Annotated in this window: 6 protein-coding genes and 2 pseudogenes; 4 read left to right on the top strand and 4 right to left on the bottom strand. The window is 68.2% G+C overall.

The window, feature by feature from the left end:
• Positions 1–1362, bottom strand: a 1362-nt coding sequence (locus tag RKE40_RS01385) for an autotransporter-associated beta strand repeat-containing protein (protein ID WP_316016451.1), incomplete at its 3' end; no start/stop codon positions are given.
• Positions 1363–2145: 783 nt separating this feature from the next.
• Between RKE40_RS01385 and RKE40_RS01380 the strand changes: the two genes are divergently transcribed.
• Together RKE40_RS01380 and RKE40_RS01375 are read left to right on the top strand one after the other, a co-directional pair.
• On the top strand, positions 2146–3228 hold the full coding sequence (locus tag RKE40_RS01380; RefSeq protein ID WP_316016450.1) for an AraC family transcriptional regulator: 1083 nt from the start codon (positions 2146–2148) through the stop codon (positions 3226–3228).
• A 204-nt stretch (positions 3229–3432) separates the two neighbouring features.
• Complete coding sequence (locus tag RKE40_RS01375) at positions 3433–3696, top strand: hypothetical protein (RefSeq protein WP_316016449.1); 264 nt, start codon at positions 3433–3435, stop codon at positions 3694–3696.
• Positions 3697–3825: 129 nt separating this feature from the next.
• On the opposite strand, the gene RKE40_RS01370 is transcribed toward RKE40_RS01375, so the two are convergent.
• The 3 genes from RKE40_RS01370 to RKE40_RS01360 are packed head-to-tail and all read right to left on the bottom strand — an operon-like array spanning position 3826 to position 10180.
• The gene (locus RKE40_RS01370; RefSeq protein ID WP_316016448.1) at positions 3826–6690 is read right to left on the bottom strand and encodes an NHLP bacteriocin export ABC transporter permease/ATPase subunit; all 2865 of its coding nucleotides are present in this window, start codon (positions 6688–6690) and stop codon (positions 3826–3828) included.
• Positions 6680–8881 carry an NHLP family bacteriocin export ABC transporter peptidase/permease/ATPase subunit gene (locus tag RKE40_RS01365; protein ID WP_316016447.1) on the bottom strand — a complete coding sequence of 734 codons (2202 nt, stop codon included), beginning with the start codon at positions 8879–8881 and terminating at the stop codon, positions 6680–6682. Before RKE40_RS01365 ends, RKE40_RS01370 begins: the two co-directional genes overlap by 11 nt.
• A gap of 12 nt (positions 8882–8893) precedes the next feature.
• The gene (locus RKE40_RS01360; protein WP_316016446.1) at positions 8894–10180 is read right to left on the bottom strand and encodes an NHLP bacteriocin system secretion protein; all 1287 of its coding nucleotides are present in this window, start codon (positions 10178–10180) and stop codon (positions 8894–8896) included.
• Positions 10181–10790: 610 nt separating this feature from the next.
• On the opposite strand from RKE40_RS01360, the pseudogene RKE40_RS29735 reads away from it, so the two are divergent.
• Positions 10791–12218, top strand: a pseudogene (locus RKE40_RS29735) (DUF4347 domain-containing protein); the annotation flags it as partial.
• Positions 12219–12798: 580 nt separating this feature from the next.
• A pseudogene (locus RKE40_RS29730) lies at positions 12799–12978 on the top strand (hypothetical protein); the annotation flags it as partial.
• Positions 12979–13209 lie beyond the last annotated feature (231 nt).

Genomic DNA, 13209 nt, shown 5'->3' with positions numbered 1-13209 from the left:
GGTGCCGGAGCCGCCGCCCGAACCACCACCGCTCCCGCCGCCTGAGCTTCCACCACCCGATCCGCCGCCACCATCCGGGCCGAAGCCGGTGTCGTTGCGGGTCATGGTCAGCGTCACGTCGCTGGCGCCATGGACCAGCGCCGGCGTCAGGAAGGCGAGGTTCGACGAGACGCCGGCGAACTGGCCGGTCACGCCGCCCGCGGTGAGGATGGTATAGCGCGTCCCCGCCGCATAATTGCCGGCCTCGGCCAGAACCTGGACGGTTCCGCCGGACAAGGTAGCCATCCCCGTCGCAGCGATCCGGTCGCCCTGGCCGGCGGCGTTGATCTCGACCTGATAGGTGGAGCCTGCCGCGAAGGCGACATTGCCGGTGACGTTCAGCGTCCCGATCGAATTGCCCGGCGCCACCATGCCGCCGCCCGCCACCGCGATCCCGCCGACCGTGCCGGAGCCGCCCAGCGAACCGCCGCCATTGATCGTCACCGCGCTCGCCAGCGAGCCGTTGACCACCAGCCTGCCGCCGTTGACCGTGGTCGCGCCGGTATAGGTGTTGGCACCCGACAGCGTCAGCGTGCCCGCGCCTGTCTTGATCAGCGCGCCGCCGCCGCTGATCACGCCGCTCACCTCGGTCGTGTCGCCATTGCCGCCGGTGGTGAGCGACGAATTCCTGAGCTCGTAATTGCCGGCGCCGGCGATCGATCCGACGGTGTCGTGGGCCTTGGCCTCGAAGATCGTTTCGCCGCCGGCACTGGTGGTCAGCCGCGCATTGCCGGCCGAGGCGTTGAGCCAGAACATCAAGGTCCCGGAATTGTCGATGGTCGCGTTTTCAGCACTGCTGCTGGAGGCGAATTCCACATGTGCGCCCGCATGATTGCGGATGGTGGCATTGCCGGCGGAGCTGGTGTTGAAGAAATAGAGCGCACCGGAATTGTCGATCGTCGCGTTTCCGGCCGTGCCGGTGTTCGCAAACTGAATAATTGACCCAGGATTGCTACGGATGGTCGCATTTCCGGCCGTGCTGCTGTCGACGAAGCCAACGCCCCCATTCTTGTTGCTTATGATGATCGCGGACCCGGCTGTACTGTTGTTTTGAAATACGACACTTCCGTTCGCGTTGCTGATGATGTTTGCCGCACCAGCCGTACTGCTATCTTGGAAGACAACAGATGAATGGAAGATGCCGCCGCCATTGACGATGGTGGCGCCGGCCGAGCTGGAGTTCTGGAAGTAGAGGCCGCCCCGATTGTTCAGCAGCTGTAGCTGTCCGGAATTGTTGACGATGCCCGAGCCGGAAAATGTCAGGTTCGCGGAGTTGGAAATGCCGTAGCTGCTGGCATGGCGATTGAAGGTGAAACCGCCCACGGTCCGATCGGAGCCGATTTCGACCGTCGTCCGGCTACTGCCGTCGAAGAAAGCCGTGCCGGAAGGAGCGCCGCTCGGCGTCCAGTTGCCGGCATCGCCGAAGACGGACGAGGTCGCACCGGTCCAGGTCGCGTTCTGGGCGAGGGCGTGCCCCGCCGACAGGCAGCCCAGAATCGTCCCGGCCAGAAGGGCGCGCCGCAGCGGCGCGTGAACTGAAATTTGCATGGCCTTGCCCCCGGATGGGCCAGCTCTCAGTGGCCGGCCTCAAAGCAAATGTGATCTGGAGCCATGACTCGACGTCACGGCTGATGGGATTCTCGACGATGATCGGCGCAAGCCGAGCCCGATGTCGCATTGGCGCCTGGGCTCGGCGGCTGGTGGGCTGTGTCAGCCGCTCATGGCGAAGGGCCGGCGATCAGGGAGCGACGCCTGAAGCGTCCGGGGATTCTCATGACCGCAGACACAGCTTCTGCCGGCCTCGGCCTGCGCCGATCGATGCCCTCGCCATAAGTCCCCAATGCCCCGTGCCGCTCTGAAGGCGGACCTCTGGTTGAATCTAGAAGGAAACCGCCGCGGGGCACCATGACTGGCGATCCCAACTTGATGACCTGACGTCCCTGCTCGCCGCGCGGCCAAGATCGTTCTTGGTTTCACCGCTGTCTTGGGCACCGGCCCGCCTCGACTTTACAATGCTGACGAACTCCCCAAACTCATCAGCGTCAGGTCCTCGATCCGGCTGAAGCCTGATCTGAATCGGGCGCGCTGAAACCGGGCAAGCCAGTGATGAGCAAGCACGAGAATTTTCCGCCCGAGGCCGAGGTTGCGTCGGAATTGCGCGCATCGCGCGGGCTCATCTGGCCCTATCCCCCAGGCGCGGAAAGCTATGCGGCCTGGAAGGCGGCGCTCTCCCGCCTTGTCGACTGCTCGATACCGGCGGATTTCGATCTGGCGTCGTTCGAGTTCTATGGCTGCACCTGGCAGCTTCCCGAAGCCTTTCTGCAGATCAACGGCGGATCGGCGATGACGATGTCGCGGACGCGGCGCGTCATCGCTGAAAGGCCGAATTCCCATATGTCGCTCTACCTTGTCGTGAGCGGTGAGATCACCACCGACTACGATGGGCGCAAGCGTTGCCATGCTCCCGGCGATATCGTCGCCGTCGACTATTCCAGGCCCTACGAGTGCCACACGACGGGCTATGAAGGCATAACCATCACCTTCGACAGGGCCAGTGCGCCCGCCAAGCTCCAGGGCGATGTCCATGGCATGGTGCTGGCCGCAGATAGCAGCGCCGGCGTCTATCTCGGTGGCCAGATCAGGTCGCTCGTGGACCATGTCGACGGCTTCAGCGTCGACCAGGCCCAGTCGGCCGTCGATGGCATCCTGCGGTTTGCCGAAGCGACGCTTCCTGCCGCTGCCCCGAGAAGGCAGTACGACGACATCTCCGTGCTGGATCGGGCTTATCGCCTCGCCCGGGGGAAAATGTCCGATCCGGATTTCGGTCCGGACGAGTTGGCGGATGCGCTGAGCGTCTCGCGCTCGAAGCTCTTTCGTTCGTTCGAGAACCATGGCGGTGTCCAGCGCTGGCTGCTCGGGGAACGGTTGAAGGCCAGCTTGCGGGCGATCGTGCTGTCCGAGGGAAAGCTGAAGATCGCGGCCGTGGCGCACCAGCATGGATTTCGCAGCGAGGCCCATTTCAGCCGAGCGTTCAAGAAGCGATACGAGATCAGCCCGAGCGCCGTGCTGGATCTGGCGATGCATTCCAAGGGCTCTGCGATGTATCTGAGCTGGGTCAAGAACAATGCGAAGGAGGAGAAGGCGACGATCGAGGCCTGGCTCGCCACCGCTCTCGGAAAGCAGAAATAGCCGACAGGAACGCAGCGCCTGCGTTGTCCGGCGGTCCGCGGCGCGGGGAATTGGCGAGACTCCCGATGGCTCCAGGCCAACTTTCCCTCTGGCCGCAAACGGCGATGACGATCAGTAAGGTTGGTGTAAGGCGGGCCGACATAAGGTCCTCTCACGAAACGAGCCGGCCGGGACGGTCGGACGGATGGAGAGAGGAAGAAGCCGATGACCAAGCAGGACCTGAACAACATCGCCCTGACCGACGAAGAGCTCGAGGCCGCGGCCGGCGGCGCCGGGCAGTGGGTCGCTCCCTCGCGCGGTCAGTGGTGGGTCTGGAAGGAGAGCCAGTCCTCCTTCACCGGCAATTCCGCCGACTTCCATGCGACGGGCAGCAGCAGCGGCGGCAACGTTCGCAGCGAGCTGATCGACGGCAAGCGCCATTTCATCAAGTTCGACGGCACCAAGGAGGTCACCGTCGCCATCCGCTGATGCGGTCGCGATGGTCCTTTGATCGCCCGGCTCCCCAGGGAGCCGGGCGATTGTGTTTTGAGAAGGCGTGGCAGCGCCGCTACGGCGTCGGCGGTCCCGATCTGCCAGCCGCCCGGTGGTCGTAGGCGGTCAGGCCATCTGGCGGCGGATCAGCCCGGCGAAGACGCCACCGGCGGCCGCCAGCGTCGCGTAGTCGCCCTGCTCGACGATGCGCCCTTCCGACAGCACATAGATCAGGTCCGCATCGCGCACCGTGCTCAGCCGGTGCGCCACCACCACGCGGGTGACGTTCATCTGCGCCAGCGTCGCCATGACATGGGCCTGTGTGGCGTTGTCGAGAGCGCTCGTCGCCTCGTCGAGCAGCATGATCCGCGGCCGCCGCGCTATGGCGCGGGCGAGCAGGAGCCGCTGGCGCTGCCCGCCGGACAGGGTCGCGCCGGCATCGTCGACATAGGTGTGCAGCCCCATCGGCATCACCGCGATGTCGGGGCCGAGGCCGGCGAGGCTCGCTGCCTCGAAGGCCGCCTCCAGGCTCAGCGGCGCCGTCCCTGCGATGTTGTGGTAGAGGCTGCCCGCCTCGATGCGGCTGTGCTGCAGCACGACGCCGAGCTGGCGTCGGACGGCGCCCCGGTCGAGATCGCGCAGGTCATGGCCGTCGAGCAGCACCGAGCCGCTGTCCGGCTGGTCGAAGCCGAGCAGCAGGCGCAGCAGCGAGGATTTTCCGGAGCCGGAGGGGCCTACCAAAGCGACGAAGGCGCCGGCGGGGATACGCAGCGAGACGTCGCTGAGCGCGCTTTGCCCGCCGGGATAGCTGAAGCTGACGCGGGACGCCTCGATCTCGCCCTGCAGCGTTCCGGGGTGAAGACTGCCGGCGTCGTCCTCCGTCGGCTCCACCAGGATCGGCCGCGCGCGCTCCCATAGCGGCAGGACCGTTGCCAGCGCCGGGATCAGGCCCGCGAGCGAGAGGATGGCGGAGACGAACTGGCCGGAGACGCCGGAATAGGTGACGTAGTCGCCGAGCGTCATCTTGACGCCGCCGAAGCCGACGAGCCCGATCAGCGCCGCCATGACGAGGATGTTCCAGCCGGCGCCGAAGGCGCTGACCGCGCTGCCGACGACGTTTGCCCGGAAGTTCACCGCCTGGTCCACCGCGAAGAGATGGGTCCACCGCGCCAGGAAGCGGTTCTCGGCGGCGGCGACGCGCAGCTTCGAAATGCCCTGGAAGATCTGCACGGTGAGCGTCTGCATCGCGCCGCTGTTGGCGAGCGCGCGGCGTTGCAATTGCAGCTCGAACAGGGTCATGCCAAGCAGGATCACGAGCTGGACGGCGCACACCGCGAGCGCGAGCAGAGCGGGCTTCAGCCCATAGCTCAGGAGCACGACGAGGTTGACGCAGGAGAACAGCACGCCGAGCAGTGCCGTGATGCTGGCGACGCCGACGGTCCGGCGGATCTGGTTCACCGCATCGGCGCGCAAGGCGAGATCGCCCGCGCCGTAGCGGCGGAAGAAGCCGGGCGACAGCCGCAGCAGGCGGCTCCAGAGCGCGCCCTCGACCGCCGAACCGAGCACGGATTCGACGCGCAGCACGGCAAGGCCGCGCACCAGCTCGAACCCCATCATCCCGAAGGCGACCGAGACCATCACCAGGATGAGCTGAAGGATCTCGCTGCGCACCCCGTCCGGGATGACGGATTGGATGAGCATGCCGGACAGGAAGGGCGTCGCCATGGCCAGCAGGCCGGCGGCGAGGCTCGCCAGCGCGATCAGCGCCATTTCGCCGCGCACGATCGAGAAGACGAAGGCGGCGAGCGCCCGGCCGGGACGCTCCTCACTGCCGGAGAAGCCGCGATAGAGCACATGGGCATGCGGGGTCAGCGAGGCCGCGACCCCGTCATCGACCCTCACCCGCTCGCCGCTGCCGGGGCGGACCATCCGCCAGCCGCTTCGTGCCGGCAGGAGCGCGACCGGCGTGCCGTCGCGCAGCTGCCCGACCATCGCCTCGCCGGCCTTTCGCCACCAGCCCTCCTGCAGCTTGAGCTCGCGCGACCTCAGCCCGGCCTTCGCCGTGTAGAGCGCGAGCGCATCCTCGTTCTCGCCGGCCGCGCGCAGCTGGCCGAAATCCGCCGGGAGCCTGACGCGCATCGCCCGGGCGACCGTCCGGATCGTCGCCGCGAGCGGCGGCTCCAGACCGGGGCGCACCTGCCGCGTCTGCGGCGCTCCGCGCCCGGCGAGCCTCGCCATCGCCGCAGAGATCGCTGCGGCATCCGCGTCGGCGACGTCTGCGACATGCTCGCTGAGAGCGGCCATTCTGGCGTCGCACCAGTCCTGCAGCAGCCGGCCGAGCGTCGCGTTGAAGCCCGCGAGCGCGGCAAGCAGGGTGCCCTCCCGCGCGAGCGCGGCGCTGTCGACCGCCTGGATCTCGCTTGCGCGCTCGACATGGAGCGGCGCGCTGCGCAGCACCGGCACCGGGAGGTCCGTTGGGCCGGCACTCCGCCCCCAGATGTTCGCGCAGGCGCCGGTCTGTGCGCGGCACCAGAGCAGGGCATGGGATCCACCGGGGAGGGCGGCTTCGCCCGCCGCCAGGTTCTGGAGACCAGGTTCCAGCCGGCATGACGGCACGCCGTCGGCAGGACCGGCCTGCGCCGGAAGCCCCGCCAGATGCCGCGCGCGCTCGGCTGTCACCGCGACCCAGGCTTCGGCGGTGCGCACGAAGAGGTCGGCCTGGCCCGCCAGATCGGGCAGGGCGATTGTCTCGACCGCCGCGCCGTCCTTCGGGATCAGGACGAGACGCATCCTGTCGGCTGCGAGACCGAATGCCGCTGCGCCCGCGCCGAGCATGGCGAGATGGCGCAGGCTGCCGGCCTGGCCCTTCTGCTCGACCAGCAGCTCCGCGCCTGCGCCGTTGAGCCGGTAGGCGAAGCCCTCTTCGCAGACGATGCGCGGCGGGGCGGACGGCCCTTCGGCCTCGGCGCGTTCGAGTAATTCACTCCGCACGGACGAGCTCCGCATAGCGGCCCGCGGCCGCGATCAGCGCCTGATGTGTGCCGCGCTCGACGATCCGGCCGCGGTCGAGCACGATGATCTCGTCGCAATCTCGCACCGTGCTCAGCCGGTGCGAGATCACCAGGGCGCTGACGCCGCGCCGCCGCAGATTGGCGAAGACCTCGGCCTCGGTGACGGGATCGAGCGCCGAAGTCGCCTCGTCGAGGATCAGGATCGACGGGTCGATGGCGAGCGCGCGGGCGAGCTCCAGGCGCTGGCGCTGGCCGCCGGAGAAGTTGAGCCCGCCCTCGGCGACATCGGCGCCGTACTGGCCGCGCCGGCGTACGATCTCCTCGTGGACGCCGGCATCGCGCGCCGCCGCGATGAGGCGGGCATCGTCGAGCGAGGCGTCCCAGAGCGCGATGTTGTCGCGGATCGTGCCCTCGAACAGCACCACATCCTGCTCGACATAGCTCAGCGAGCCCGCGAGCACGCGGCGCGGAACCTCGCCGGCCGCCGTGCCGTCGAAGCTTATGCTTCCCTCGGCCGGTTGCAGCAATCCCGCGACCAGCCGCGCCAGGGTCGACTTGCCGCTGCCCGAGCCGCCGACCACTGCGACCCATTGGCCGGGCGCGATCGAAAGGTCGAGCTTCTCGATCAGCCCGGCCTGGCCCGGATAGGCGAAGCCGAGACCGCGGATGTCGATGCTGCCGGAGAGGCGGCCCTGCTGCGCCGGCCAGTTTGCGGAGACCGCCACATCGCCCTGCAGGCGTGGGGCCGGCGCATGGCGCATCGTGTCCTGCACGCGCTCCAGGTCGCCGCGCAGCTCCTGCAGCCCCGCGACCGCGCCGACCAGCGACTGGACCGGCGTGTGGAAGGCCTGGAGCACGGCCAGGAAGGCGATGAGCGTGCCCACTGTCATCTGGCCGTCCATGACCTTCAGCGCGCCCCAGCCGAGCAGGGCCGCATAGGACAGGCTCTTGATCACCGAAGGCGCCAGGGTGAGGAACAGCGTCGAGCGCTCCAGCTCCTGCATCATGTTGAGCAATTGCGCCTGGGCGCCCATCAGACGGGTGAAGAAGGCGTCCTCGGCGCCGGAGGCCTTGATCGTCTCGATCGACTGGATGCCGCCGAGCGCGACGCTGGCCATGCGCGAGCGCTGGACCACCACGCGCCTGACGCCCTCGACGCGGATCCGGGTGATGAAGGCGATCGCCGCGATGTCCGCCGTCGCGAAGGCGAAGCAGGCGAGCGCCATCGGCACGTCGTAGACCATCATGATGGCGGCACTGATCAGCGCGCCCATGATGCTGAAGAGCGCCGAGGAGATCGAGACCACGGCGCTGTGCGACAGGCGCCGCGCGGCCTCCATGCGCGAGGTGATGTCGCCGACATGGCGCTGCACGAAGAAACCGATCGGCAGGCGCAGCATGTGCGCCATCAGGCCGACGGCGGATTCGGTGCCGAGCCGCCGCTGCAGCCGGGCCAGCACCAGCCCGTGCAGCCAGGACAGCAGCATGGAGAGCAGGGCCGAGCCGATCAGCGCCAGCAGCAGCGGCCGCAGCCAGCTCGTCGCGTGCTGGACCATGATGTTGTCGGCGAAGATCTTGCCGGCCGCGGGTACGAAGATCGGCGGCAGCACGTTGCAGAGCGCGATGATGCCGAGGAAGCCCAGCGCCGCGCGGGTCTCGCCGCCCTTCGGCAGCAATGCGCGCAGCAGGCTTGGCCGCTCGCCGCCCGGCTGAAAGGCGGGCGTGGGCGAGAAGGTCAGAAGGATACCGGTGAAGGCGCCGTCGAATTCGGCCGCATCGACGCTGCGCCGGCCATGGGCGGGGTCGTTGATCTGGACGCGCCCGCGCGACACGCCCTCGATCACGACGAAATGGTTCATCTGCCAGAAGGCGATCGCCGGAAAGCGGTGCTGCACCAGCGCCACCGGCTCGACGCGCCAGCCCTTGGCTTCCATGCCGAAGCTGCGCGCGGCGCGCAGCAGGGATGCCGCCGTGGCGCCGTCGCGCGTCACCTGGCAGGCCTCGCGCAGCCGCTCCAGCGGTAGCCAGAGGCCGTGATAGGCCAGCACCATGCCGAGCGCCGCCGCCCCGCACTCGACCGCCTCCATCTGCAGTATGGTCGGGACGCGGCAGGGCCGTCCCGCGCTCGGCAGGGGCGGCATGGTGGCGGCCGCTGGCGGACTCTCAGTCATGGCCGCGCGCCTTCACAGGCCGGTCCAGCGGCGCAGCGCCGGAATGATCAGGGTGATCGGCGGGGCGCGCCGCACGGTGACGTTGGCCGTGAGCAGCAGCCCGCTGCTGAGCGGAATCTCGTGCCCGCGCTGCGAGGTCCAGGCATAGCCGGCGCTCTCGCCGGGGGGTGTCTCCAGCGTCGCCCGCACTTCGAAGGGGGCGCCGTTGCGCGCCATCTGCCGGGCGAGATCCGGATTGCCCAGCCTTTCGGCGATCTCGGCCTGCCCCTCCGGCTGCGGCGAGACCGAGACCACCTTGCCGACGAGCATGCCGTATTCCTCGCGCGGTGCGATCGAGGGCGAGAGCCTGACCTCCATCCCCGGGGTGATGCGCTTGCCCATGTCGCCCGGGACGAAAAACAGGGCCTCCAGGCGCTCGCCGCCGGTTTCGAGCGTGACGATGCGCTGTCCGGCCGTGACCAGCGCGTTCATCGTCACCGGCACCAGGGCGACCATGCCGTCGCGCGGCGCACGAATCTCGTCGGCGAGCTTGCGGCTCAATCTCGCCTGTTCGAGCTGGCCCTTGAGATCGAGGATCTGGCGCTGGCTCGCCTCCAGCTCCTGGTCCCGCGTGCCGCCGAGCGCCAGGATCGCGCCATTCAGCGCGGCGAGTTCGGATTGCGTGCGCGACAGGCTGGAGCGCGCGCTGAACAGCCGCTCGCGCGCCTCCTGCACGCGGTCGGTGGTGCCGGCGCCGCGCGAGAACAGCATTTCGCGATTGGCCAGCGTGCCCTCCGCTTCGGCGATCCGCTGACGGGTCAGGTCGGCGGCCTCGTCCAGCTCCTCGCGCCGGCGCTGCTGCGAGACGTTCTCGGCCGCGACCCGAACCTCGTAGCGCTGGGTTATGGCGGTGCGGTGGTCCTCGGCCTGGTCGATGCGGCGCTCGAGATCGGCGATGCGCGCATCCTCCTCCGGCGTCGTCAGCGAGGCGACGATCTGCCCGGCCGTGACCTTCTGGCCTGCCGGAACGAGCCCGTCGATCCAGCCCGATTTCGGTGCGTTGAGCCCGATGAAGACGCCGCCGCTGCGCACGAACATGCCGGGGCCCTCCACCGTCTCGCGATAGCGCGCCAGGCAGGCCCAGACGATGACGGCGATGCAGAGCGCCAGGCAGAGCAGCCCGGCGATCCATTCGACGCGGCCCACCACGCGCAGCGGCGCGTGGAAATCCTCCGGCCGGTCTAGCTGCTGCAGCGACTGCTGCCGGAACAGGCTCCCCGTGCCCCGCTGCGTCGCCGGGGGTGACTCAACCTCTGACATCCGCAGCGATCCCGATCTCTCCGTATCCCGGCCAGCTAAGCTGACCAAACGTTGAGTATTCGCAAATGCCGGCGGCATTTCTGCCGCCGGCCAGGCTGACGACGGGTATGGCGGCCAGGCTCTGGAGCGCGAGAGCCGGGAACTGCGGCATGCGACGAGAGCTTGCGCAAGGCATCGGCCGATTCTGAACAGGCGCTTTGTGCGAATGCTTGCGCTCGATCGCGCCGTGATCGCGGCGGCCTAATGTCACAGCGGTCCTGCGTGCGGCCTGTGTGGCGAGGGCATGATCGAATATGCGGCGATGTGGCCGGGCGGGCTGATGCTCCGCAAAGAAGCCCGCTTCCAGGAAGAAAACGCGTCAAAAGTTAGAAAAACTCAATATTCCGATTGAAAACCTAGTTCTGCAGAGCGTCCGCCGCGAGCCGTAAAGAATAAAAATCTGCCCCTGGGGCAGATTGAACATCACATTCTTCCAATTTGCGGTAGTTCTGATATGCGCTCGTTGCGCAAGCGATTCGGATACGCCTAATTGTCTAAAACTGATATTCTGCGGCGGGTTCGCCGGCCTTTCTCGCTCCCCAGCCTGACTCTTTCTCTCGAACCTCGTTTCATGTTCGACGCCGCTGGCGCCACGACGGCTGCCGCGGTCGCTGCCGACATGCACGTGTCTGCAGAAGTGGCTAATAAGCCGGCGAACGACCAGGATCGCGGCGCCGCTGCCGGCAATGGAGTATCGGACACGGTCACCGATGTCGGGCCGTTCGGTGGCAAGGCCGAGGCGCAGCTGATCGAAGCGGAAGGCCGCTCGCAGGCGTCGCGGCACGAGATCGTCTTCGTCGATGCCCGCCTGCCGGAGCTCGGCAGCCTGACGCCGGCGCCCGGCGTCGAACTCATCGTCCTCGATCCCGAACGCGACGGTCTTGCGCAGGTGAGTGCGGCGCTGGCCGGGCGCAGCGGCCTCGATGCGGTGCATTTCGTCGGCCATGGCGAGGGCGGCGCCTTCACCCTCGGCCGAACGGTAGTCGACGCGGCGCTGCTCGAAGCTCGCGGCGCCGAAATCGCCTCCTGGAGCGCGGCGCTGAACGCCGATGCCGACCTCATGATCTGGGGTTGCGACGTCGCCGGCACGCCCGCGGGCGAGGCGCTGCTCGGTAGCCTCGCCAGGCTGACAGGCGGGGATGTCGCCGCCTCCGAAGACACGACTGGCGCACAGGAGCGCGGTGGCGACTGGGTTCTGGAAGCGCACACCGGCGCGATCGAGACGGCTCTCCCCTTCGCGGCCGAGGCCGTAGCGGCCTGGAACCATGAGCTCGCCCCTCCGACCATCTCCGGCTCCGAGAGTCTGCAGGTGGCCGAGCCGAGCACGCTCAACCCGGCCTTCGGCACGAGCGCGAGCGTCAATCTCGGCGATGCCGGCTGGGGGCTGGGCTATAATCCGGCCGACGCCAACGATGCCGTGACCGTCTCCGTCACCGTCTCGGATACCAGTATCGGCGCTTTCGCCGATACGGTCGGCGGCGGCGTCCAGCTCGGTAACGTCTGGACCTTCAACGGCACGATGCAGCAGGCCGACGCCTGGCTGAAGGGGCTGACCTTCACGGCGGCCGATGTCGAGCGCGGCAACGCCATCGCCTCGACCAATATCGCGGTCTCGGTCACCAACCAGACCGATGGTGGCACGGCCGACAGGACCGCGGCGATCCGTGTCACCGCCTCCAACGATCCGACCGTGCTCGACGACGTCACGGTCAACGTCGCCGAGGTCGGTCCGGGCGGCGCGCCGAGCGTGACCATCCTCGACGGTAGCATGATCGCGCCGACGGACGCGGAGGTGGCGTTCGGGTCCCAGAGCAAGGCCCAGATCGTCTATACGCTCGATACGGATACGCAGCACGGCTACCTCACCCTGGCCGGGGTCCGCATCGGGCAGGGCTCGGTCTTCACCCAGGCCGATATCGAGGCCGGTCGGCTAGCTTATGTCCATACCGCGACGGGAGCCCTTCAGAACACGCAGGACGCCTTCGTCGTGCGCGTCAACGACGGCGCGACGCCGCTGTCCCATTCCGAGCTCGCGACCATTCGGCTCGATATCGCGCCGGTCAACCAGGCGCCGAATGTCTCGGGCGACGGTCGCGTCTACGAAGGGCAGCCCAACAACGCCCAGGGGCCCGGTCCGGCCCCCTCGAGGGTCGGCGACTACATCGTGGCCGATGGCGGTGGGGACCCGAACGATCCCTTGCTGATCGTCCGGCTGGATTCGCTGCCCGCGGACGGCATGCTCCATTTCAACGGCACGGTCACGATCGGCGGCGTCGTTCAGACGATAGACCGCGCCATCACCGTCGCCGACATCGCGGCCGGGATCAGTTTCGCCTACGCCGATCGCGGCCGGCTGACCTATGCCCATAACGGCGTGGATCGGGCCAATGGTCGGCCGAACCCGCAGGACGGCTTCGACGTCACCGTGATCGACGGTGGCGGCGGGGCCGGCGCCGCCGCGGCACTGTCCGCCTCTTCCCGGATCACGCTCGACGTCCTGCCGGGACGAGCCGGTCTGGGCGGGCGGCTCGCTCGAGGCGACGGTCGACGCTTCGCACCGGATCACGCTCGACACCGGCATGCTCAATGTGAGCGATCCGGATTCGCTGGACGACAGCCTGTCCTTCGTCGTCACCGGGCGGGAGATGGACAAGGGCCGGCTCTATCTGACGCCGGTGGGCGGCGGAGCTCCCGTCCCGCTGCCTGTCGGCGGCACCTTTACGCTCGCCGACATCAAGGCCGGCCGTGTCCAGTACGTCCAGCATCTCGGCGCCGGTCCGAACGAGACCGACAGCTTCCAGTTCCAGGTCGTCGACAACGGCGTCTCGCTGCATTGGCGCGAGGACGGCACGCTCTATGAGCGCCCGAGCGGCATCTATGACGACCCGGCCAGCGAGACGAGCAGGCTGAAGAACTTCACCTTCACGGTCCGCCTCCACGAGACGCAGGATGGCGAGGGCGGCGCACTGCCGGCCGACCCGGATCGCACC

Source organism: Allobosea rubneri, from assembly GCF_032464875.1.
In the GTDB taxonomy this organism is placed as follows: Bacteria; Pseudomonadota; Alphaproteobacteria; order Rhizobiales; family Beijerinckiaceae; genus Allobosea; species Allobosea rubneri.
This window is presented reverse-complemented; position numbering and strand designations above follow the sequence as displayed.

What these genes read in the sequence shown, in the direction of transcription:
- RKE40_RS01380 (WP_316016450.1), top strand. Translation starts at nt 2,146, where the DNA reads ATGAGCAAGCACGAGAATTTTCCGCCCGAGGCCGAGGTTGCGTCGGAA.
- RKE40_RS01375 (WP_316016449.1), top strand. Translation starts at nt 3,433, where the DNA reads ATGACCAAGCAGGACCTGAACAACATCGCCCTGACCGACGAAGAGCTC.
- RKE40_RS01365 (WP_316016447.1), bottom strand. Translation starts at nt 8,881, where the DNA reads ATGACTGAGAGTCCGCCAGCGGCCGCCACCATGCCGCCCCTGCCGAGC.
- RKE40_RS01360 (WP_316016446.1), bottom strand. Translation starts at nt 10,180, where the DNA reads ATGTCAGAGGTTGAGTCACCCCCGGCGACGCAGCGGGGCACGGGGAGC.